19 protein-coding genes are annotated in these 22,618 nt (G+C 38.8%); 8 read left to right on the forward strand and 11 right to left on the reverse strand.

Annotation, left to right across the window (positions count from 1 at the left end; translation table 11 throughout):
• Positions 1 to 209: 209 nt before the first annotated feature.
• From BM390_RS00005 to dnaA, 8 genes are all read right to left on the reverse strand, one after another.
• Positions 210 to 1,283 (reverse strand): HD-GYP domain-containing protein, encoded by a 1,074-nt coding sequence (locus tag BM390_RS00005; RefSeq protein ID WP_062322778.1) that lies wholly within the window; start codon positions 1,281 to 1,283, stop codon positions 210 to 212.
• A 74-nt stretch (positions 1,284 to 1,357) separates the two neighbouring features.
• Entirely contained in the window at positions 1,358 to 3,913 is a 2,556-nt protein-coding gene (gene gyrA / locus BM390_RS00010) for a DNA gyrase subunit A (RefSeq protein WP_062322780.1), read from the reverse strand.
• A gap of 70 nt (positions 3,914 to 3,983) precedes the next feature.
• On the reverse strand, positions 3,984 to 5,906 hold the full coding sequence (gene gyrB, locus BM390_RS00015; RefSeq protein WP_177220598.1) for a DNA topoisomerase (ATP-hydrolyzing) subunit B: 1,923 nt from the start codon (positions 5,904 to 5,906) through the stop codon (positions 3,984 to 3,986).
• A 76-nt stretch (positions 5,907 to 5,982) separates the two neighbouring features.
• Positions 5,983 to 6,249: an extracellular matrix regulator RemB gene (remB, locus tag BM390_RS00020; RefSeq protein ID WP_062322782.1), complete on the reverse strand. Its 267-nt coding sequence runs from the start codon at positions 6,247 to 6,249 to the stop codon at positions 5,983 to 5,985.
• On the reverse strand, positions 6,249 to 7,379 hold the full coding sequence (gene recF / locus BM390_RS00025) for a DNA replication/repair protein RecF (protein WP_062322784.1): 1,131 nt from the start codon (positions 7,377 to 7,379) through the stop codon (positions 6,249 to 6,251). The genes remB and recF overlap by 1 nt, the downstream gene beginning before the upstream one ends.
• Before the next feature lie 28 nt (positions 7,380 to 7,407).
• Positions 7,408 to 7,635 carry a S4 domain-containing protein YaaA gene (gene yaaA, locus BM390_RS00030; protein ID WP_062322787.1) on the reverse strand — a complete coding sequence of 76 codons (228 nt, stop codon included), beginning with the start codon at positions 7,633 to 7,635 and terminating at the stop codon, positions 7,408 to 7,410.
• Between the two features lie 290 nt (positions 7,636 to 7,925).
• The gene (dnaN, locus tag BM390_RS00035) at positions 7,926 to 9,065 is read right to left on the reverse strand and encodes a DNA polymerase III subunit beta (RefSeq protein WP_062322789.1); all 1,140 of its coding nucleotides are present in this window, start codon (positions 9,063 to 9,065) and stop codon (positions 7,926 to 7,928) included.
• A 186-nt stretch (positions 9,066 to 9,251) separates the two neighbouring features.
• The gene (dnaA, locus tag BM390_RS00040) at positions 9,252 to 10,601 is read right to left on the reverse strand and encodes a chromosomal replication initiator protein DnaA (protein ID WP_089852670.1); all 1,350 of its coding nucleotides are present in this window, start codon (positions 10,599 to 10,601) and stop codon (positions 9,252 to 9,254) included.
• A 962-nt stretch (positions 10,602 to 11,563) separates the two neighbouring features.
• Here dnaA and rpmH point away from each other — a divergent pair.
• The 4 genes from rpmH (at position 11,564) to jag (ending at position 13,854) form a co-directional block, all read left to right on the forward strand.
• A complete protein-coding gene (gene rpmH, locus BM390_RS00045; RefSeq protein ID WP_062322791.1) occupies positions 11,564 to 11,698 on the forward strand; it encodes a 50S ribosomal protein L34 in 135 nt (44 codons plus the stop codon).
• A 213-nt stretch (positions 11,699 to 11,911) separates the two neighbouring features.
• Complete coding sequence (rnpA, locus tag BM390_RS00050) at positions 11,912 to 12,280, forward strand: ribonuclease P protein component (protein ID WP_089852671.1); 369 nt, start codon at positions 11,912 to 11,914, stop codon at positions 12,278 to 12,280.
• Between the two features lie 174 nt (positions 12,281 to 12,454).
• Positions 12,455 to 13,231: a YidC family membrane integrase SpoIIIJ gene (spoIIIJ, locus tag BM390_RS00055; RefSeq protein WP_062322793.1), complete on the forward strand. Its 777-nt coding sequence runs from the start codon at positions 12,455 to 12,457 to the stop codon at positions 13,229 to 13,231.
• Positions 13,231 to 13,854, forward strand: a complete 624-nt coding sequence (gene jag / locus BM390_RS00060; RefSeq protein ID WP_089852672.1) for an RNA-binding cell elongation regulator Jag/EloR — start codon at positions 13,231 to 13,233, stop codon at positions 13,852 to 13,854. The genes spoIIIJ and jag overlap by 1 nt, the downstream gene beginning before the upstream one ends.
• A 113-nt stretch (positions 13,855 to 13,967) precedes the next feature.
• On the opposite strand, the gene BM390_RS00065 is transcribed toward jag, so the two are convergent.
• The 3 genes from BM390_RS00065 to BM390_RS00075 form a co-directional block, all read right to left on the reverse strand.
• Positions 13,968 to 14,636: a DUF3159 domain-containing protein gene (locus BM390_RS00065; protein ID WP_062322795.1), complete on the reverse strand. Its 669-nt coding sequence runs from the start codon at positions 14,634 to 14,636 to the stop codon at positions 13,968 to 13,970.
• Complete coding sequence (locus tag BM390_RS00070) at positions 14,633 to 14,968, reverse strand: DUF1475 family protein (protein ID WP_062322797.1); 336 nt, start codon at positions 14,966 to 14,968, stop codon at positions 14,633 to 14,635. The genes BM390_RS00065 and BM390_RS00070 overlap by 4 nt, the downstream gene beginning before the upstream one ends.
• Before the next feature lie 114 nt (positions 14,969 to 15,082).
• Positions 15,083 to 16,363: a methyl-accepting chemotaxis protein gene (locus tag BM390_RS00075; protein WP_062322799.1), complete on the reverse strand. Its 1,281-nt coding sequence runs from the start codon at positions 16,361 to 16,363 to the stop codon at positions 15,083 to 15,085.
• A 288-nt stretch (positions 16,364 to 16,651) separates the two neighbouring features.
• Here BM390_RS00075 and BM390_RS00080 point away from each other — a divergent pair, with 288 nt between their 5' ends.
• From BM390_RS00080 to mnmG, 4 genes are all read left to right on the forward strand, one after another.
• Positions 16,652 to 17,032 carry a hypothetical protein gene (locus BM390_RS00080; RefSeq protein ID WP_062322802.1) on the forward strand — a complete coding sequence of 127 codons (381 nt, stop codon included), beginning with the start codon at positions 16,652 to 16,654 and terminating at the stop codon, positions 17,030 to 17,032.
• Between the two features lie 179 nt (positions 17,033 to 17,211).
• Complete coding sequence (locus BM390_RS00085) at positions 17,212 to 19,080, forward strand: diguanylate cyclase domain-containing protein (protein ID WP_062322804.1); 1,869 nt, start codon at positions 17,212 to 17,214, stop codon at positions 19,078 to 19,080.
• A 220-nt stretch (positions 19,081 to 19,300) separates the two neighbouring features.
• Positions 19,301 to 20,677, forward strand: a complete 1,377-nt coding sequence (gene mnmE, locus BM390_RS00090; protein ID WP_089852673.1) for a tRNA uridine-5-carboxymethylaminomethyl(34) synthesis GTPase MnmE — start codon at positions 19,301 to 19,303, stop codon at positions 20,675 to 20,677.
• Positions 20,678 to 20,702: 25 nt separating this feature from the next.
• Entirely contained in the window at positions 20,703 to 22,595 is a 1,893-nt protein-coding gene (gene mnmG, locus BM390_RS00095; protein ID WP_089852674.1) for a tRNA uridine-5-carboxymethylaminomethyl(34) synthesis enzyme MnmG, read from the forward strand.
• Positions 22,596 to 22,618: the final 23 nt, after the last annotated feature.

The raw sequence follows: 22,618 nt of genomic DNA on the forward strand, positions 1-22,618 counted from the left end.
TATATTTAGAAAGAAAAAGGTGCTAGTGAGTAATTTTAGTGAGCAATCTCTATCTCACTTAAAATCCCTTCACCAACACCAAATATTATACAACCTTTAAAAATAGGGTCATTCAATTTTTCATACAGGCCATTTTTACTTTTCTCATAAAAACGCTCACCACTAGTCGTCTATGATGACTGACAGTGATGAGCGTTATGTGCTTATAATTAAATAAAGGCGGTTATTGTTGGTGAGGCATCCTGTGTAAGGGTATAAATATTGTTGGTACCATACACCCTCACAATAGCTTCTGGATCCTTATTTAAGTGTAATTCAATAATCTCTGCTTTTTCACCTGTTGATAGGGTCACTTGTTGATTTTTTAATGTTTCTTCCAACAGATAAAAGAATTGGTATAAGTATTGATCATCAAATTGATGATTGATCCGTTGACGCATCTCAATGATTGTGTCAAATAACGGTTTCTCTTTTTGATAATATCGTTCAGACATCATCGCATGGTAACTATCACTGATTCCAATCATTTTCGCGTACGAATGAATTTTAGCACGCTTCACGCCCATTGGATAACCAGAACCATCAAGCTTTTCATGGTGCTGAATAATCCCAAGTTTAGCTTGTCTTGATAACGAGGCACACTTTTCCACAAAGCGATAAGAATAGATCGGGTGTTTTTTTATTTGATCATATTCCGGTGGAACAAGTGGTTGTGGTTTCCTTAAAAGACGTTGGCTAATCTTGGACATCCCACTATCTGCTAAAAATCCAGCCAAACAGACTTGAATCCAGTCCGTATCATGACCTGACTGTTTCGCAAGCAGAGACGCAATCAGAGCCATTGCCACACTATGATGCGCTAAGTAGCGATCTTTTGTCACTTCTTTAAATAACAGTAAGACGTCGCGTTTATGTTCATCAATACGCTTGGCTAGTGGTATAATCGTTTCTCTAACTTTATGGATATCTAAGGGTACACCACTTTGCCAAAGTTGATACAGATTTTCGTATTGTTCAACAACGGTATGATAATGTTCCATAAATGGCGTAGATAATACCTTTTCATGTGTATCTTCCTCCGCTTCAAACGGTAGGGGAAAGTACGTCATGCCGTCTTCTAAATAGTCATCTACGTCAACTTCTTGAATCATAAACCGGTCTAGTACTTCTTGAATCAGCGGAGTTACCACTGTATTTTTTGGAATAATAGGCTGCAGGCCTTTACTATAGATGTCCTCAGTAATCACACAGTTTGTCACCAATTGTTTTGGATGGACACGCATATCGTCACCCCTTTTGTATAGAATAAGCGAAAGACCTTAGTCTTTCGCTTATTCATCATTGATTGATTGTTAGATTATTGTTCGTCATCTGATGCTTGTTCAGTTGATTCATCTGTTGAAGTGTCTTCAGAATCTGTTACTTCAGGATCTGTTGGGTCATTTTGAACACCAGTCATTTCTTCTAAAGCTTCATCTTCTTCTGTTTTTTCTACAACCGCAACGGTCGCAACGGTCTCATCATCACCTAAACGAATCAGTTTGACCCCTTGGGTGTTACGTCCCGTTTGTGAAATAGACTCAACCGGCATCCGGATTAAAATACCACTTTCAGTAATGATCATTAAGTCTTCATCGCCACGAACAGCTTTCACAGCGACGACATTACCTGTTTTATCCGTAATATTACAAGTAGACACACCTTTACCCCCACGGTTAATCATGCGGTATTCTGATTGTGGTGTTTGTTTACCGTAACCATTTTCCGTGACGTTTAAGACGTATTGGTCTTCGTCTAAAATCTCCATTGAAACGACATAATCCCCTTTGCGTAAGCTAATACCTTTTACGCCAGCTGCCGTACGTCCCATCGAACGAACCGCATCTTCTTTAAAGTGAATCAATGACCCGTTACGTGTCGCAATCACAATATTCTTTTCACCATCGGTTAAGCGAACAGAAATAAGCTCGTCTTCCTCACGTAAGTTTAAAGCAATCAGTCCACTGCGTCGAATATTCGCAAATTGCGATAACTCAGTACGTTTTGAAATCCCTTGTTTTGTCGTAAAGAATAAGTAATGGTCATCTGCGAATGCTTTGACTGAAATCACCGCATTGATCCACTCACCTGTTTCAATTTCTAATAGGTTAATGATTGGTAACCCTTTAGCCGTCCGACCGAACTCAGGAATTTCATACCCTTTCAGACGATAGACTTTCCCTTTATTACTGAAGAAGAGAATCGTATCATGCGTCGAGGTTGAAATTAAGTGTTCAACAAAGTCATCTTCGCTTGTCTCCATCCCTTGTACCCCGCGACCACCACGACGCTGAGTCCGGTAAGTTGAAGCAGGCAGGCGTTTAATATAACCTTTATGTGTCAAGGTAATTACGACGTCTTCCTCAGGGATTAAATCTTCATCTTCAAAGAAGTCAAATCCGCCAGAAGCAATCTCTGTCATACGTGTATCGTTATATTTAGCTTTAATTTCAAGTAGCTCTTCACGGATAATCTCCATCAATTTTGATTCATCGCTTAAAATAGCTTTCAGTTCTTTAATCAATGTTTGAAGTTCTTCGTATTCGCCTTCAATCTTGTCACGCTCTAATCCAGTTAAACGCTGGAGACGCATATCAAGAATCGCTTGCGCTTGTTTTTCAGACAGACTGAATTTTTCAATGAGGTTAGTACGTGCCTCGTCTGCTGTTTTCGACCCACGAATCAGCGCAATAATTTCATCAATGTGGTCAAGTGCAATCCGTAACCCTTCTAAGATGTGCGCTCTTGCTTCTGCTTTTTCTAATTCATATTCTGTCCGGCGACGAATAATAACTTTTTGGTGCTCTAAATAATATTCAAGCGCTTGTTTTAGTGTCAGCACTTTTGGTTGTCCGTCTACGAGTGCCAACATATTGATACCAAACGACGTCTGTAAGGATGTTTGTTTATATAAATTATTGAGCAACACGTTTGGGTTCGCATCGCGACGAAGTTCAATCACAACCCGCATACCGTTACGGTCAGACTCATCACGTAAATCGGTGATTCCTTCAATTTTTTTATCACGTGCCAGTTCAGCAATTTTCTCAACGAGTTTCGCTTTATTCACTTGATAAGGAAGCTCTGACACGAGTATTCGTGACTTGCCATTTGCTTGTTCCTCAATTTCAGCTTTAGCGCGAATCGTAATCGAGCCTTTTCCTGTTTCGTACGCTTTACGAATACCCGAGCGACCGAGAATCGTCGCACCGGTAGGAAAATCTGGTCCGTGAATGTAATCTTCCATCAACTCTTCAATCGAAATATCTGGATTATCGCTGACCGCTAAAATCGCATCAATCGTTTCACCTAACTGGTGCGGAGGAATATTTGTTGCCATCCCGACCGCAATACCAGAGGCACCATTGACAAGTAAGTTTGGAAAACGTGACGGTAACACAACTGGTTCACGTTCTGAACCGTCATAGTTATCGGCATAATCAATCGTATTTTTATTAATATCTCGCAGTAATTCCATTGAGATTTTTGACATCTTTGCTTCGGTATAACGCATCGCTGCCGCTGGGTCACCATCGACAGAACCGAAGTTACCATGACCATCTACAAGTGGGTAACGGTAGCTAAAATCTTGCGCCATTCTGACCATGGCTTCGTATACAGCTGAATCACCGTGTGGGTGATACTTACCGATGACATCACCGACAATACGCGCGGATTTTTTATAGGCTTTATCTGCGTGCATACCTAAATCATTCATCGCATAGAGAATACGGCGGTGTACCGGTTTTAATCCATCACGTACATCGGGTAAGGCACGTGAGACAATGACACTCATCGCGTAGTCTAAAAATGACGTACGCATTTCTTTACCAATATTTATTTCTTGAACCTGGGGACGCTTTTGATCCACCATTTAATTACCTCCTATCCAACTGAGGACACATTTTTATTGCTTTTTTTCGTCAAACTTTTTAAAACAAGTCTTATACGTCTAGGTTTTTCACGTAGACCGCATTTTCTTGAATAAAGTTACGACGCGGTTCGACTTTATCACCCATCAACATATCAAAGATTTGATCTGCCTCGATCGCATCATCAAGATTGACTTGAAGTAACGTACGATTATCAGGGTCCATCGTTGTCTCCCACAGTTGTGTTGCATTCATTTCACCAAGACCTTTGTAGCGTTGTAAACCTGGACGTGGCGCTTTAGGGATTTCTGCTAAAATGCGGTCAAGTTCTTTTTCGTTATACGCATAGTAGACCGCTTTTCCTTGTTGTATTTTATATAATGGTGGCTGAGCGATATAAATATAGCCATAGTCAATCAGTGGACGCATGTAGCGGTAGAAGAACGTCAGTAATAACGTTCTAATATGAGCCCCATCGACATCGGCATCGGTCATAATGACCACTTTATGGTACCGAGCTTTTGAAATATCAAAGTCTTCACCAATACCTGTCCCCATAGCTGTCACCATTGAACGAATTTCATTGTTTGATAGAATCCGGTCAAGACGTGCTTTTTCAACGTTTAGAATCTTCCCGCGAAGCGGTAAAATCGCTTGGAAGTGACGATCACGCCCTTGTTTAGCTGAACCACCGGCAGAGTCACCCTCTACGATGTACAGTTCACTTTTAGACGCATCACGACTTGAACAGTCCGCTAACTTACCAGGTAAGTTAGAGATTTCTAACGCGCCTTTACGACGGGTTAGTTCTCGGGCTTTTTTCGCAGCCATCCGGGCACGAGAAGCCATCAGTCCTTTATCAACAATGATTCTAGCTGTATTAGGATTTTCAAATAAGAAGCTTGAGAATAAGTCACTAAAAGTTGCGTCCGTGATGGTTCTCACTTCACTGTTACCTAATTTCGTTTTTGTTTGGCCTTCAAATTGTGGATCAGGGTGCTTAATCGATACAATCGCCGTTAACCCTTCACGCACATCATCCCCCGTTAAGTTCGGGTCACTATCTTTAAACATATTATTTTTCCGGGCATAATCATTGATGACCCGTGTCAAACCGGTTTTAAAGCCTGACTCATGCATCCCGCCTTCATATGTGTGGATGTTGTTGGCGAAGGAATAGATATTACTGGCGAAGCCATCGTTATACTGAATCGCGACTTCAACCGCAATACCTTGTTCTTCTTTTTCTGCATAGAATGGTTCGTGTAACACTTCTTTTGAACCATTTAAATATTCAACGTAGGATTTAATCCCACCTTCATAGTAAAATTCTTCATAGACAGACGTATCGCCTTCGACACGTTTATCTTCGATGGAGATCTTAAGTCCTTTATTTAAGAAGGCTAATTCCCGGAGACGTGTTTGTAGCGTTTCATAGCTATAAATCGTTGTTTCTTCAAATACTTCTTTATCGGGCATAAAGTGAATCTTTGTCCCGGTGATCTCGGTTTCACCAATCACTTCAAGTTCAGTCGTTAATTTCCCACGACTAAAGTCAAGGTAATAAATCTTACCATCACGGTGGACGAATACTTCAAGTGACGTTGATAAGGCGTTAACAACCGATGCCCCAACACCATGTAGGCCACCAGACACTTTATAACCGCCGCCACCAAATTTACCCCCAGCATGAAGGACCGTCATAATGACTTCTACCGCTGGACGATTAGATTTTTCGTGAATCCCAACTGGAATACCACGACCGTTATCAATGACGGTAATACTATTATCCTTTTCAATAATGACTTGAATATGATCACAGTGTCCCGCGAGGGCCTCATCGATACTGTTGTCGACAATTTCCCATACGAGGTGATGTAAGCCTTTTTCACCGGTTGAACCGATATACATACCTGGACGTTTTCTTACCGCTTCAAGACCTTCTAAAACCTGTATCTGACTTTCATCATAAGCTTGTTCGAAATTTTCTTCCATTGCCACTACGTTCACCTACATTTCTTTAATTTCATAGCACTTATCTGACGTTGACACGTCGTGTGTATTTCAAGGATTAGTACGATTCTTGTTGCGAGAGAATCGCTTTAATGCTGGTCCGCTTCTTGAGTGTTGGAATGGCGAGCGGACTATAATAGACTCCATCATTGGTAAAGATAATTGTCTTCACGACATCTTCATCATAGTCGAGTTCATCATCTTCTTGTTCAGCATAATCAATCATCTCTTCGTTAATCGAGGAGACTTCAATATCTTGTTGATTAATCATCACGATAATATCACTCGTTTGAATGACTTGATCATTCCCAATATGCATAAACATTACTCATCCCCTCTTTCTTCACGCACAATATCTCCATTCTCCACGTGGAAGATGGTTGCTGACTGCACTGTTTCATGTTCAATATCGTTTACACTGGTTGTCGTCACAAAGGTTTGAACTTTATCTTTAATCGTATTAAGCAAATGACTCTGTCTGTATCGGTCGAGCTCACTTAACACATCATCCAGTAGTAAGACGGGATACTCGCCGACTTCATTTTTAATCAACTCTATTTCTGCTAACTTTAAAGACAAGGCCGTCGTTCGTTGCTGGCCTTGTGAACCGTAAGTTTGTACGTTACGGTCGTTCACATAGAAAATGAGGTCATCACGATGTGGACCGTAGAGTGTCGTCCCTCGGTCAATCTCTTGTTGTCTATGTCGTTTAAAGGTTGCCTCATATTGCACTCTGATTTCATCAAGTGACGCTTGTTTATCGATATCAATCGAGGCATCATAATCAATCGTTAATATCTCTTTCTCTTGAGTGATGCCAGAATGAATCGGGCGTGCCCACGTTAATAATATCTCCAAAAACGACAAGCGCCGGAGTAAGATCTCACTCGCATGTGTGATCAGTTGCTCCGTTAGTACTTCAAGCATGGTTATATCAGTCGTCTTACGACGTTGAAGATCTTTTAATAAATAATTGCGTTGTTTTAATATCTTTTGGTATTGCCCAAGGTGATGCATATAAACGGGCTTAACTTGGCCTATCTCCATATCAATAAACCGACGACGTACTTGTGGACTACCTTTGACTAAATTTAAGTCTTCAGGTGCAAACATCACCACGTTTAAAGCACCGACATAATGACTCAGACGCTTTTGTTCTAGATGATTGAGTTTCGCTTTTTTACCTTTTGCTTGGAACTGCATTTCCATCGGAACATGATAATTCCGTTTAAAAACCGTACCCTCTATTTTAGCATAAGATTCATCCCACATCATAAGTTCTTTATCTTTTGATGTTCGATAAGATTTCGTGAACGCTAATACATAAATAGCCTCCATGAGATTCGTTTTACCTTGTGCATTCTGACCGATAATCACATTGACTTTAGGGTCAAAGCTCAATGTAAGGCTGGGATAGTTGCGATAATTGGTAAGTGTTATATTTTCAATATACATCCGAATTCCTAACTTTCATCATGTCATTTTACACGTTCTTTTTTATTACGGTATATGTACCGACCTCTGGTATCGAGATTGAATCTCCTGGGTAGAGTTTTTTTCCGCGACGTTGATCTTGTGTCTCATTCACAAAAACGGGGGACTCACTTAAAAAGAGTTTGACCATACCTCCTGATTCAACCACATTAGCCAATTTTAAAAACTGACCGAGTGTAATATAGTCTGTTCGAATTTCGATTTCTTCTGACGCCATTAAATGTTACCTCCCTTAACGTATTTAAGCCATAAACCGCTCACTATTTATTCTTCTTTCTATTTTACTAAAAAGTACGCTTGATGCAAATCCGTCTCTATTCGCTTTTATTTTGCTTATTATCTATTTTACCTTAAATCGGACCGAAAAGGGGGAAAAACACTTAAAAACATGAAAAAGAAGCGTGGAATCTTATTGTCACGCTTCTTTTTTGCTGATATTAAAATTATTATCCAATAAAGGATAGGTTATACATCGAATGTATTTTACGTACTGTCTTTATCCACATGTTAATAAGTGCGGACAGGGAGAATAAGTTGTAAAATATCGTGATTGTTTTCAGGATAGAGGACAAATGGACGCATCGCACCAGTAAAGTGCACCATCACATATTCTTCTTCTACAATCCGTAAAGCATCAATCATATATTTCGCACTAAAGGAAATTTTTAAGCTTTCCCCATTAATTTCTTCTGTTACGACTTCTTCTGTTACTTGACCAACTTCAGGTGTATTTGAGCTGATCTGCAAGAAGTTATCTTTTGTTTCTAATTTTACGACATTGTTTCTGTTTTCTTTCGCGAGTAACGATGCACGGTCAATCGCTTGTAGTAAAGTCTTAGTCTTTACTTTAACTGATGTTTTACTTTCTGCTGGAATTAACCGATTCGTTTCAGGATATTTACCATCGAGTAAGCGTGATAGGAAGTAAAGGTTTTTTGTCTGGAATAAAATTTGATTATCAGCCACGCTAATTGTGACGGCGTCGTCTGTATCATCAATGATTTTATTTAACTCCGCTAAACTCTTACCTGGAATAACAATATTATCAAATTGAATATGAACAAAGTCTGAATCGAGTTTGATTGAGCGAGAAGCGAGTCGGTGTGAGTCTGTCGCAACAAACGCCATCTCACCGTTATCAATCTTCATGTTGACGCCTGTTAAAATCGGACGTGTTTCTACAGTTGAGACCGCAAAGACGGTTTGTTTAATCATTTCTTTAAAAATATCATGTTTAACCTCAAAACTATTATCCGTATGTAGGACCGGGAGCTGAGGGTATTCCATCGCATCTTGACCGTTTAAGTGAAACTCAGATCCACCTGAGACAATCGTCATTTGATATTGATCATCAGTTGAAATTTCAACGGTTTTTAGTGGTAATTTACGAATGATTTCAGGAAAATATTTAGCTTGAACAACGATGCTGCCTGTTTCAATGTTTTCGACATGGACTAAACCATCTTCTTCTTTAGGTATAAATGATTCAATGGAAATATCTGAATCACTACCTGTTAATTTAATGCCTGTTGGTAGAGCTTCGATTTTAATCCCAGTTAAAATCGGGACAGCGACACGCGGTGAAACAGCTTTCATGACATGTTGTAAACTCTCTAATAGTAAGTCACGTTGTATAACGAATTTCATAACGAAAAATTCCTCCTAGTGGAAGTCTATATATTAATTATTATTATAAAAAAATAGTAGTAATAGTAATAGGGACTGTAGATATGTGGATAACTCAGTTAAACCCCTATTCTATTATAGTTATCCACGTGTGGACAGTTTGTTTATAACTTTGTTTTGTTATACACACTGTTCACAACGCTTTTCTTAAAAACTCTTTAACTTTTCTTTTAAGTCTTCAATATCTCGTTGAAGTAATTGATCAGCATCAATCATCTTAGAAATTTTCTCATGAGCATGAATGACGGTTGTGTGGTCACGACCACCAAATTCTTCACCGATTTTAGGTAATGAGAAATCAGTCAACTCTCGTGATAAATACATCGCAATTTGACGAGGAAAAGCAATCGATTTTGTTCGCTTTTTAGCAGCGAATTCAGCTAATTTTATTTGATAACGTTCACCAACAAGTTCTTTAATCTGTTGAATGGTGACGACTTTTGGTCGTGTATTTGGAATAATATCTTTAAGTGCTTCAGCTGCGAGTGACGGGTCAATGTCTTGATTCGTCAGTGATGAATAAGCGACCACACGGATTAAAGCCCCTTCAAGTTCACGAATGTTTGTATCGATTTGATTGGCAATATAAAGCATCACATCGTTAGAAATTTCTAAGCCTTCTGCTTTGGCTTTTTTACGCAAAATCGCAATGCGCGTTTCCAAGTCAGGTGGGGTGATATCAGTAATGAGTCCCCATTCAAAGCGTGAACGTAACCGATCTTCAAGTGTTGGAATTTCTTTTGGTGGTCGGTCACTTGAGATAATGATTTGTTTACTTTCTTCATGTAGCGTATTAAATGTATGGAAAAATTCCTCTTGCGTCTGTTCTTTACCTGCTAAAAATTGAATATCATCAATCAGTAATACGTCGACATTTCGGTACTTACTTCTAAAGTTTTCGGCTTTGTTGTCACGAATAGAATTAATAAATTCATTCGTGAACTTTTCAGATGAAAGATAAACGACTTTGGCATCTGGATTATGATCGAGGACGTAATGTCCAATCGCATGCATTAAGTGGGTTTTACCAAGACCAACCCCTCCGTAAATAAATAATGGGTTGTAAGCTTTTGCTGGTGCTTCAGCGACGGCAAGGGAGGCCGCATGCGCAAATCGGTTACCAGAACCAATAACGAATGTATCAAATGTATATTTATCATTCAACATCGTTTTTGGATGCTCCTGATTATCAGACGCGGTTTTTGGCTTTTTAATAGGTGCCTTCATTTGCTCCTCAATAGCTGCCTCATGTTCTGGAATCACAAACTTTGTGTTTAGTTTAGCGCCTGTTACTTCAAAAATAGCTTCTGATACAAGACTTGTATAACGGTTTTCAAGCCAGTCTCGTGCAAATTCATTAGGAGCTGACACAATTAATGTATCATCTGTTAGTTGATCAGCTTTTGTGTTTTTTAGCCACGTATCATAACTGGGCTTGCTGACTTTTTCTTTAATCGCCTCTAAGGTGTTATCCCAGAGCTCTTCAATATTCTCCATTTAAACGCTCCTTTCTTTCAGTAGTTTCCGCCAACCCTTATAAGTTAGCGGTTTTTAAGATTTAAAAATGTGGCTTTCAGTATAAAAAACCTCTCGCCATCTCATAAAAAGATCGAAAGGTTTTAGAAACAGGCCTGTGGATAATGAAAGACTTGTATCATGGTATATCAGACCAGTTGTTCGTTTTATACACATTTTTGTTGATAAGTTTATACAGGTGATGTGAATAAATGTCCACAGGTTATCCACTGACTGTGGATAATTATTTAGATAGTGATATATTTTTTTCAGTTAAACACAGTTATAATATCAAAAAACGAGCGATTTTGCAAGGTATTTCGATGGTTATCCACATAACGACAGACATGTGGGGATTTTTCATCCACAAGGTGTGAAAGTGTGCTTAACCTGTCGATAATTGTTGTGGATAATAAAAAAAGGAAAAAGCATGCTGGGGAAAGCATGTGGATAATGTTGAAAATAAGAGAAAGGAGTCCTTGTGGATAAATATGTGTCAATGACGTCTAGTAAGTAGAAAACGATAAGACAGTAGGTAATGAAAGCGTGCTAATAGAAGGTAATCAGTATCATGTTTGAGTGGATCAAAAACATTGGGGGGAAATATCATCATTGAAAATGTGGCCTACTGATCAAAGTAATTATCGAGTTTCAGTAAAGATTGACAGTGATGAAATGAAAAATATTATCCTTAGTATGGGACAAAAAAACCTCAATGCATCATATTATTTTGGATTTTTACTATGTTAGAGTCGCCTCTTAATTAAGAGGATTTTTTATTTTTTTTTAAAAATACGTGACAACCAGAAAAATTTAAGCTATTATAGTACATTGTAGAGTAAACACTAGGAATAATAATTGACAGGCATGTCTCGTATTATTTATAATATATAAGGCTGTCTAATAGATGAAAGTTAGAAATTCCTCAGGGAGGTGTAGTATAAATGAAACGCACATTTCAACCAAACAATCGTAAGCGTAAAAAAGTTCACGGCTTCCGTAAGCGTATGAGCACGAAAAATGGACGTCTTGTACTTAAGCGTCGTCGTAGCAAAGGTAGAAAAGTATTATCAGCATAGGCCACTGACTAACGACAGTGGTCTTTTTTTCACGTTAAGTGGAGAAAAGATATTGGGATGAGCGCTCTCGTGACTCTGTTAAACAGAAACATGAGTGAATCATCCCATTTTTAATAGATAGAAAATAAAGCGGTTAAATTCGATTTTTAGAATAAAGCACGTGCGTATGACTTAATAGATACACAAATGGTAAGTAGGTAGGGGGAGAAACAGATGAAGAAAGCATATCGACTGAAATCAAATGATGATTTTCAACAAGTATTTAAACGAGGGACGTCGTTTGCCAATCGTCAGCTCGTTCTCTATTACTTACCGAAACAAAATCAAACCCATTTCCGTATTGGGTTATCTGTCTCAAAAAAAGTCGGCAATGCCGTTGTGAGAAATCGCATCAAACGTTATCTAAGACAAGCGTTTCATGAGCTTGATCCTGAGATAAAACAAGCTTATGATTTTGTGATTATTGCGCGAGTGCCAACGAAAGATTTAGATTTTCATGAGATAAAGAAAAGTCTGACGCATGTGTTGTTTAAATCAAAACTTTTAAAACAAGGACAGAAAAATAAAGTTCAAGACTCATGATGGTTGATGAATTAAAATCAATAAAGATGATTAATGCCATAAGTAGATACTTTTCTATGTTTATGAGGAAGTTTGTTAAAAGGTAAGGCTTTTTCTAGTATTCCCGTAAAGATAATGATAAAATAACTTATGAGTTTCACATATATGGATAAATATATGTTAAGGAGGAAGATCATGCGTAAAAAGGTCTTATTGTTAGCGGCCTTAATTGGTTTAGTTTTATTATTGTCAGGGTGTGGAGATATTAACGCACCAATTACCGCAGAAAGTAATGGCATTTGGGATGAATACTTTGTGTATCCATTATCTTGGCTCATCACGTCAGCGGCAGATTTATTTGGAGGTAGTTTTGGTTGGGCCATCGTTGTTGTGACCCTTGTGATTCGTTCGGTTCTTGTTCCACTTAACGTGAAACAATTAAAGAGTTCAAAAGCGATGCAAGAGGTACAACCTGAGTTAAATAAAATAAAAGAAAAATACAGCTCAAAAGATGCACAGACACAACAAAAATTACAAGAAGAAACAATGAAGTTATTCAAAGAATACAATGTGAATCCAATGGCAGGGTGTTTACCGATGATTGTTCAAATGCCAATTTTAATTGGGTTATATCACGCAATTATGCGGACACCAGGATTACAAGATGGTAATTTCTTATGGTTTGAGTTATCAAACCCTGATCCATTTTATATTTTGCCGATTGTTGCAGCCGGTGCCACGTTCTTACAACAGAAGTTAACAATGGCCGGCACAAACATGACACAAAATGCAGGGAATCCACAAATGACGATGATGCTTTATATGATGCCGATCATGATTGGTGTCATGTCGATGTTCTTCCCAGCTGCCCTTGCGTTATACTGGGTTGTAGGTAACGTCTTTATGGTACTGCAAACGATCTTTATTCGTAAGCCATTCAAATTCCAGCAAACTTCGGGAGGAAATAACTAGTGAAACAGGTAACTGCTTCTGGACAAACAGTCAAAGATGCGGTCCAATCAGCGTTAGTGCAACTTAACACCACAGAGGACCACGTTGATATTGAAGTTATTGAAGAAGGTAAAAAAGGGATGTTAGGCTTGTTTGGATCAAAACGGGCGATTGTTAAAGTCACCGTTAAAGAAGATCCAGTTGAACAAGCGGCGATGTATTTAAAAGTGATGGCAGAAGCTTTCTCTAGTGATGTTGTCGTTTCAACGAAAGTCGATAATCATTCTGTCACATTTGAGTTATCAGGCGAGAAAATTGCGATGATTATTGGTAAACGCGGTCAAACGTTAAATGCTTTGCAGCATATTGTGCAAGTTATGTTAAATCGTCAATCAGAGACACGCTTCCGTGTGGTTGTTGATGCGGAAGATTATCGCTCACGACGTGCGGCAACCCTTGAACAATTAGCCCATCGTTTAGCTGATAAAGCATTAAAAACGAAAAAGCTCGTGACATTAGAACCGATGCCATCATATGAACGTAAAGTCATTCATAGTGCACTGCAACACCAATCAGGTGTTGAAACATTCTCAGATGGACAAGAACCTAACCGTCACGTTGTGATTAAACCATTGAAAAAGTAAGCGAAATAAAGTTAGAGATATAAAGATATAAAAAAGAAGCCGAAGTGGCTTCTTTTTTTGTTATTTTTGATTGATAGGCCTTTGACTTCTTGCATAGCTTTTGTATTATTGACCTAAAAACCGTGTTGTTGTCCCTTAAAAGGCGGCGCGTCTCCACGATTAAACTCGTCGACACTCGGTCCTTCTAATTTTTTTAATGTCTTTACTCCAACGACATAACTACCAATCAACATCACAATCGTCATTGGTAGGCCGAGTAATGTATTAAAGAAGAAGTAGTTTGAAAATTGATCCATAAAGTAGAAATAGCTTTGAACGACAAGCCGAAATAAGAAATAACTTCCCCAGATGATGGTTGCATAACGATAAGCTGGGGTGACATCTGAACGTTTATACCAATCAAGTGGCCAACCGCGGGTTAAATGACTGAGTAGTGCGGCAATCGGTCGATGAATCAACAGTGACCCGAAACAGATCAGCACAATCCCGCCGGTTGTAATTAAGTCAGGTAAATAAAAATTAATCGCTTCTCCTGATAATAAGCTAAGGCCAATAGATAGTATGACGCCAACAACGCCAACATACGCATACTTGCCTGGGTCTTGTTTCACTTTCCGGTAGATAATTAAACCAATTAAATAAATAAAGGTGACGAGACTAGCGATTTCTAATGATAACCATTGGTTAACAAGGAAGAATAAGACCGGTGGAATAAGAGCATCACTTGTTTTCTTTTCAAATACAAGCTGGAGTTGTTCCTGCCATTCTTTTAGCCGTATCATACGATTTTATCCTTGTGGCCGTGAAAGACTATATCCCAGTCCCCATTAGACTCATAAAGTGCCTTTAAGATATAAATACAGCCGGTGAAAAAGCCGAGAATCATCATCGCAACAACCCACAGGACGATGCTAATTTTTGATGATTCACGGTATACGATCCATAACGAAAAGAGTACAAATCCCACATATAAATCAATGAGTGACATGACCCCCCACGGGTTTTCAAATAAAGCTCCTCCATCAACAAAAAAGTCACCATGAATAAAGCCATTCAATAAACCAGCCGTCATGGCTAGTAGGCTTAACCACGTAATTATTTTTGCATAGCGCATATCAGAATCCTCCTCTAGTCAAATCTATACCTTCTGTATACCCCAAAAGCATATGACTTGCACGTCATTTTAAAAAAAGTCTCTCAACCATAGTAATAGTTGAGAGATAGTTGCTTACTTTGCGATTTCTTTTAGTGTGTCGGTCTGAAAGAGAGCTTTTAATTCAACGATATCTTCTCGTAAACCTTTCAGTGAAGCTATCTCTTGATCAAGAGATGTTTTCGTTGAGACTATATGAGTCGTTGCTTCTTCTGACTTATACGTCGCGTCATTCATTGCAGAGGTAATCTCTTCACTGGATGCTTGTACATTTGTTGCTTTATCAGCCACATTATTTATCGTTGTGACGGTTTTTTTAATGTGGTCGGTAAAGAAAGCAAAGTCTTCATTGATGCGTAATATCTTTTCAGACTCATCATCAATGGTACTCGCTTGTTGATCGGTTTGTTCAGTGAAGGCGGTCACGTTCGTTAAGATTTGTTGAACGGTATCATTGACACTTGATGTTGCGTCAACTGAACGTTCAGCCAGCTTTCTCACTTCATCTGCTACAATCGTAAAGCCTTTTCCATGTTCACCAGCACGTGCTGCTTCAATCGATGCGTTTAAGGCAAGTAAATTCGTTTGTTCGGCAATATCATTAATTAAGGTGACGATATCTTGAATACGTTCAATCTCTGTCGTTAAGCTATGAACGAGTGTCTTTGTTTCACTGGCTTCTGTCGCAATCTTTCGCATCGCTTTTGAAGAAGCCGTTACTTGTTTGGTCCCTGTTGTTGTTTTTGCTTCCATCGCATTAAAATCAGCCGTTAATTCAAGCAAAGTTTGAGTAATCTCGTTAAAATGTTGTTTCATTTCATCTGTTAAGGCGGTTGTTTCTTCAAATGTTGACAGTTGGTCTGTCGTTGTCTCAGATACTTGATCAAATGATTGTCCGAGTAATTCAATATCGGCTGTTAATGTATCAAGTTTACTGGCTAAATGTGTTGTCTTTGTTTCAATTTGTTCGATTTCCGTTTGTTTATTTTGTTCATTTTGATCGATTTCATGAAATAAATGATTTAAACGATCAGCTAGGCGACCAATCTCATTAAAGTTTTTCGAACGAATCCGAATATCACGTTCACCCTGTTCAAATTGATAAATTTTCTTCTCCATATGACGAATGGGGCGGATGATGTAATAGTTTAAAAAAACCGCAATAAGAATAGTGGCTAGAATGATGTTCATAAAGTTGGTTAAGAACGTTCCGACAATCCCTAAATTGATGCCAGTCATTTCAATTAAATAAAGCACGAAGCTCGATAGCGTCGCATTAATTAGTAAGACGGTAATGAGTATCAGTACCGCATGTGTTTTCACGCTTTTCCATAAGGCTATTTTTTTGTAAGACATAAGTGGTTCCTCCGGTATGTATAATTTTTGTACAAGCTTAATCCTGCCCGATTATAACACAAAAATCAAGTTATATAGCCTAAGGCATATAAAATCATTGATTGTTTAATCGTATAGTCATCGTAGAGGAAAGAATGAACTTTCTTTTAGCACTCTTTTTGATTTTTCACATCGAAATGTTGTGAACGTTACGATATAAGTCCCCTTAATCAAGTCAAGGTTTAGTATGATTAACATAAATGACTGTTACATTTTGTTTGGGCTGGGGTGAATGAAAGGAGTGAGTGGATGAAACATGCGCAGCAATTAACACATTTTTTTGTTTCTATTGGTGGTTTTCATGAAGGTTTTTTCGAATTAACGCTAGATTTTAATACAAGGGAATTATCATATAGTCATCAGCGAAAGATGGAAGAACCTTGTCTCAGTATACTAGAAGAAACGACAATCACAAAGCTGTTAGAGGACTTAGAACATCTTCGGATTAAGCTGTGGGACACTAACTATAATGCACCGAATGTATTAGATGGGACGAGTTGGGAAGTTATCTTAACGTTTGAGACATATAAACGTAAAAAAAATGGCCATCAAGAATTTCCTGAAGAGTGGACTGATTTTACTAAGTGCCTCATTGAATTAATCAATGATGACAGAATAACAACACTATAAAGATGCATCATTAGTCACCCGGCTAGTCGTATGTATCGGCAACCATTTAGCAAGATCAAGTGCATAATTTGGATGCGTGATGTATAATAATTCCGTAGTTAAATTTTCATTATATTTTGTGTTTTTCAGGTTATTAAGTGTCATAGGTCATAAATGATTTGTTAAATGGGGACTTTAGTATGATGCGTTTAAAAAACAAACATAACTATCTGTGGATAAGTATAGTGCTGACAGCACTGTATTTAGTGTGGAATCTGATGTTTAGTAATAGTGATAACATGAGAACGACTGGAGGAAATATTTTATCGCTTGTTAGTATGATGCTAGCGTTTATCTGGCTATGGCCGGCTGTTAAACTTCGCAGTGACGATCGAGGCTTATGGTGTTGGTTATTATTTGGAACCGGTAGCATATTACTTGCCGAAGTAATTTGGTTTACTTATGAAACAATCTTAGGACAAGCAGTGCCGTACCCCGGTTTACCAGATGTCTTTTACTTACTGCAACTGTTTGGGTATTTAATGGCAGTAGGCTATAAAGTCGTTCATCCGGAACGGAAGTATAGTTTTGTGAAGTTTATGTTGGATTTGTTAATTATTATGGTTGTGACCATCAGTCTTTCGTGGTATTACATCATTGAACCGCTCGTGATTGACGGGGACATGCGACTATTTGAAATTGTTGTCTCTGTCATCTATCCCGTTGGAGATTTGTTGCTTCTTTTTGGTTTAGTAATGATTTTTTATATGTCAGCTTATGTTTACGCCAATAAGGCGCTTCGTTTAATGTTGTTTGGTGTCGTGATTCAAATTATCGCTGACATCAGTTATCTAGTCATGACCATCCATTTTGACTATCAGTCTAACAATTGGATTGATCCTTTCTTTAGCTTGGCGGTGATGCTGATTGCGGCAAGTTTCTATTTTAGAGATGAGGAGGAAATGACGCGTGCTCATCATCCAGTTAAAAGACGCGCGCGTCACTATATCTTACCTTATGTTAATGTGTTTTTGCTTATTGTGTTGTTAGTGGTTGATGAACGACAAGATACCGTGTTATTAATTGGTGCGATCGTCACATTTATTCTTGTGATTGTTCGTCAAGTCTTTGTTATTTTAGAAAATCATTATCTCGTACAAGCATACGAGAAGAAAGCGTTGGACTTAGCTATTAGCGAACAACGGTATAAGTCTTTATTTGATTATCATCCTGATGCGGTATTCTCTATTGATTCAGACGGCTATTTTACGAGTGTTAATGACGTCACGTGCGAATGGTTTCAGCAACCTAAAGCCCGTTTAGTTGGACGATATAGTCTTGATGTTTTGTTGACGTCTGATCGGGAGCAGTTAATCACTGATCGCGATGCCTTTTATCAAGGTGAAACAAAGCAGTATCAAGTGACACTGGATGTAAGCGACAAACAAAGGGTGCTTCATCTAACCGTTATTCCTATTTTAGTTGAAGGTATTTTTACAGGGATGTTTGGTATTGGTAAAGACATTACCGCGGACGTATTAAAACAAAATCAAGTAAGGAAGCTCGCTTACTACGACAGCTTAACAGGTTTAAAAAATCGAACAGCTTTCCGTTATGATTTAACTAAACGAATCAAGGAAGACACGTATCCGTGTTATATTGGGTTTCTTGATTTAGATAATTTTAAAGCTATCAATGATTCACTCGGTCATCAGGTTGGTGATGCATTATTAATAGAAATTGCCACGCGTATAAAGACAACCATTAGAGCATGTGATAGTGACGCAGTCATTGCCAGACTTGGTGGCGATGAGTTTACCTTTATCATATCAGGACAGTCAGATCAGCTGATCGAGCACTTGCTTAAACAGATTGTGGCGCTTGTTGAAACGCCAGTCACATTTGGAGATACGACGATTTTCACATCACCTTCTATCGGTGTCAGTCATTATCCAAGTGATGCCACTTCACTTGAATTATTGATGAAACAGGCGGACGAAGCGATGTATCTAGTAAAAACAAACGGCAAATGTGGTTATCGGTTTTTCAATGATAAGCGTTGTGGATAACATCTCTAATATTTTTAAACTATCCCCTTGTGCACAACTTTAAAAGATACTTAATTCATATAGCCATATACTTATCCACAGTGGATAAGTATATGGCTATTCTTTTTTGTTTATTTATGATATTCTAATTAGTTAGTAATACGTGTTGACTAAGACATAATATAAGAGGTTTAAATAGATATAAGGGTAAGATAAAGAAAAAGTGAGGTGTTGTGAAATGATGGAATTAGATACAATTGCGGCGATTTCGACGCCACTCGGTGAGGGAGCGATTGCGATTGTGCGCTTAAGTGGGGATGAAGCTCTTACGATTGCGAATAAAATGTACCGCGGAAAAGATTTAACAACAGTCGATTCCCATACGATTCACTATGGCCGGATCGTCGAACCAGATACCGAGGAAATGATTGAAGAGGTTATGGTGAGTGTCATGCGAGAGCCAAAAACGTTCACCAGAGAAGATGTGGTTGAAATCAACTGTCACGGTGGCTTAGCCTCAGTGAACCGGTTATTAGAATTAGCGCTCTACCACGGAGCCAGACTCGCAGAGCCGGGTGAATTCACCAAGCGTGCCTTTCTTAATGGTCGGATTGATTTATCACAAGCAGAAGCGGTGATGGATTTAATTCGTGCCAAAACAGATAAAGCGATGCATGTGGCCGTTAGACAGCTTGATGGTAAGTTATCAAAATTAATTACCCGATTGCGCCAACAATTAATTGAAACAGTTGCCCATGTGGAAGTTAATATTGATTACCCAGAGTATGATGATGTAGAAGAAATGACGTTAAATTTATTAAAAGAACGAATTGCGCTCGTTTCTGACGAGATTATAAAATTGTTGGCAATGGCCAAACAAGGAAAGATTTTACGAGAAGGTATTTCCACGGCGATTATCGGTCGTCCAAACGTCGGAAAATCATCGCTAATGAATGCACTCGTGCAAGAAAATAAAGCCATTGTCACCGATATTCCGGGGACAACACGTGACATTATTGAAGAGTACGTCAATGTGCGCGGGGTACCACTTAAATTAGTTGATACGGCTGGTATTCGTGAAACAGAAGATTTAGTTGAAAAAATTGGTGTAGAGCGTTCACGCCAAGTATTAAATGAAGCGGATCTTATTTTGCTCGTTTTAAACAATAATGATGTCTTAACCGATGAGGACCGACAGTTATTAGAAATCGTGCGGGATATGGAAGTGATCGTTCTCATTAATAAAACCGATTTAGAGGCAACGCTTGACCATGATGAAGTGAAACGCCTTATTGATGGGAAACCAGTGGTGACGACATCACTTATTGAAGAAGCCGGTATTGATCAGTTAGAACAAGCGATTGCAGATACGTTCTTTACGGGTGGCATTGAATCAAGTGATTTGAGTTATGTGTCAAATGCTCGTCATATTCAGTTGTTGAATCAGGCAAAACAGAGTTTAAGCGAAGCCGATATGGCAATTGATAGCGAGATGCCACTTGATTTAATCCAAATTGATGTCACACGCGCATGGGAATTACTTGGTGAGATTATTGGGGATACGGTTCAAGATAGTTTAATTGATCAGTTGTTCTCACAATTCTGTTTAGGAAAGTAACAAAACAAAGGAGATAAAGATAAACATGTATAATGCAGGTCATTATGACGTTATTGTAGTTGGTGCTGGGCATGCGGGGGTTGAGGCCGCTCATGCGGCTGTTAAGCGCGGAGCCAAAACATTAATGTTGTCACTTAATTTAGATATGATTGCTTTTATGCCATGTAACCCATCGATTGGAGGACCCGCCAAAGGGGTGGTTGTCCGGGAAATTGATGCGTTAGGTGGGTTAATGGGAAAAGTGATTGATAAAACATATATTCAAATGCGCATGTTAAATACAGGTAAAGGACCTGCGGTGCGTGCGCTAAGAGCACAGGCGGATAAACCGCTATATATTCAAGAGATGAAATACCAATTAGAACAGTTAGATAATTTAACGATGCGACAAGCTATGGTAGAAGAATTGATTGTCGAAGACGGTGAAGTAAAAGGTGTTTTAACTGAGACAAAAGCAGCATATTACGCAAAATCGGTGATTATTACGACCGGTACGTTTATGCGCGGGAGAGTCATCATTGGAGATGTGTCGTATGAATCAGGTCCTAATAACCAACGTGCCTCAATCAAGCTGGCGGAAAACTTAGAATCACTCGGTTTTGATATTGTGCGGTTTAAAACTGGTACGCCACCGCGGGTTAATTCACGCTCGATTGATTATAGTAAAACAGAAATTCAACCGGGGGACGACAATCCACGTCATTTCTCTTATGAGACGACAGAAATGATTGTTGATCAAATACCTTGTTGGCTGACGTACACAACGGAAGAAACCCATGAAATTATCAACGAGAACTTGGGCTTATCAGCGATGTATTCTGGTATGATTAAAGGAACAGGACCACGCTACTGTCCATCGATTGAAGATAAAGTTGTTAGATTCCATGATAAACCACGTCATCAGATTTTCTTAGAGCCTGAAGGTCGTGACACAGAAGAAGTTTACGTCCAAGGATTCTCAACATCACTACCAGAATTTGTGCAACATAAAATGTTGCGTTCAATACCGGGCTTAGAAGAAGCAGAAATTATGCGTTCGGGTTATGCGATTGAGTATGATGCGGTTGTCCCAACCCAACTATGGCCAACTTTAGAAGTAAAAAGCATTTCTGGATTATATACGGCGGGTCAAATTAACGGGACATCAGGTTATGAAGAAGCGGCAGGTCAAGGATTAATGGCGGGTATTAACGCAGCGGCTCATGCTCTATCATTAGAGACGTTGATTTTAGACCGCTCACAAGCCTATATTGGCGTCTTAATTGATGACTTAGTCACTAAAGGGACAAATGAACCTTACCGGTTACTCACGTCACGTGCAGAATATCGTCTACTGTTGCGTCACGACAATGCTGATTTACGTTTGACTAAATTAGGTCATGACTTAGGCTTAATAAGCAACGAACGTTACGAATCATTTGAACAAAAACTTGCGGCAATTGAAGACGAGCAAAAACGCCTTAGTAAAATTGTCATCAAACCGAACGACGAGCTTAATGCTATTCTTCAAGAAATTGGTGAAACAGACTTAAAAGAACCGTTAAAAGCACTCGAATTAATGAAACGTCCAAAAGTTACCTATGATGTCATCGAGAGAATTCTTGAGGAAGACAGTTCTCTGGATATTGACGTGAAAGAACAAGTTGAAATTCAAGTGAAATATGAAGGCTATATTACAAAATCACGTCAACAGGTGGATCGGATGAAGAAGATGGAGAACAAAGTGATTCCTGAAGATATTGACTACAGCGCCATTAGTGGTTTAGCGACGGAAGCACGACAAAAACTTGAAAAAGTTCGTCCGTTGTCCGTTGGACAAGCGTCACGTATCTCAGGAGTTAATCCAGCCGATGTTTCGATTTTACTTGTCTATATCGAACAAGGTCAGATCAAACGTCTCTCTGAAGACGAGCGTTAAGTGAAATAACTGTCACATAAACA

The sequence above is a fragment of the Halolactibacillus miurensis genome (genome assembly GCF_900116255.1).
In the GTDB taxonomy this organism is placed as follows: Bacteria; Bacillota; Bacilli; order Bacillales; family Amphibacillaceae; genus Halolactibacillus; species Halolactibacillus miurensis.

Coding starts and splice junctions, on each gene's coding strand:
- remB (WP_062322782.1), bottom strand. CDS start 6,249: ATGTTTATGCATATTGGGAATGATCAAGTCATTCAAACGAGTGATATT.
- rpmH (WP_062322791.1), top strand. CDS start 11,564: ATGAAACGCACATTTCAACCAAACAATCGTAAGCGTAAAAAAGTTCAC.
- BM390_RS00075 (WP_062322799.1), bottom strand. CDS start 16,363: ATGTCTTACAAAAAAATAGCCTTATGGAAAAGCGTGAAAACACATGCG.
- gyrA (WP_062322780.1), bottom strand. CDS start 3,913: ATGGTGGATCAAAAGCGTCCCCAGGTTCAAGAAATAAATATTGGTAAA.
- recF (WP_062322784.1), bottom strand. CDS start 7,379: ATGTATATTGAAAATATAACACTTACCAATTATCGCAACTATCCCAGC.
- BM390_RS00005 (WP_062322778.1), bottom strand. CDS start 1,283: ATGCGTGTCCATCCAAAACAATTGGTGACAAACTGTGTGATTACTGAG.
- spoIIIJ (WP_062322793.1), top strand. CDS start 12,455: ATGCGTAAAAAGGTCTTATTGTTAGCGGCCTTAATTGGTTTAGTTTTA.
- yaaA (WP_062322787.1), bottom strand. CDS start 7,635: ATGGCGTCAGAAGAAATCGAAATTCGAACAGACTATATTACACTCGGT.
- dnaN (WP_062322789.1), bottom strand. CDS start 9,065: ATGAAATTCGTTATACAACGTGACTTACTATTAGAGAGTTTACAACAT.
- mnmE (WP_089852673.1), top strand. CDS start 19,301: ATGGAATTAGATACAATTGCGGCGATTTCGACGCCACTCGGTGAGGGA.
- BM390_RS00080 (WP_062322802.1), top strand. CDS start 16,652: ATGAAACATGCGCAGCAATTAACACATTTTTTTGTTTCTATTGGTGGT.
- rnpA (WP_089852671.1), top strand. CDS start 11,912: ATGAAGAAAGCATATCGACTGAAATCAAATGATGATTTTCAACAAGTA.
- mnmG (WP_089852674.1), top strand. CDS start 20,703: ATGTATAATGCAGGTCATTATGACGTTATTGTAGTTGGTGCTGGGCAT.
- BM390_RS00085 (WP_062322804.1), top strand. CDS start 17,212: ATGATGCGTTTAAAAAACAAACATAACTATCTGTGGATAAGTATAGTG.
- gyrB (WP_177220598.1), bottom strand. CDS start 5,906: ATGGAAGAAAATTTCGAACAAGCTTATGATGAAAGTCAGATACAGGTT.
- BM390_RS00065 (WP_062322795.1), bottom strand. CDS start 14,636: ATGATACGGCTAAAAGAATGGCAGGAACAACTCCAGCTTGTATTTGAA.
- dnaA (WP_089852670.1), bottom strand. CDS start 10,601: ATGGAGAATATTGAAGAGCTCTGGGATAACACCTTAGAGGCGATTAAA.
- BM390_RS00070 (WP_062322797.1), bottom strand. CDS start 14,968: ATGCGCTATGCAAAAATAATTACGTGGTTAAGCCTACTAGCCATGACG.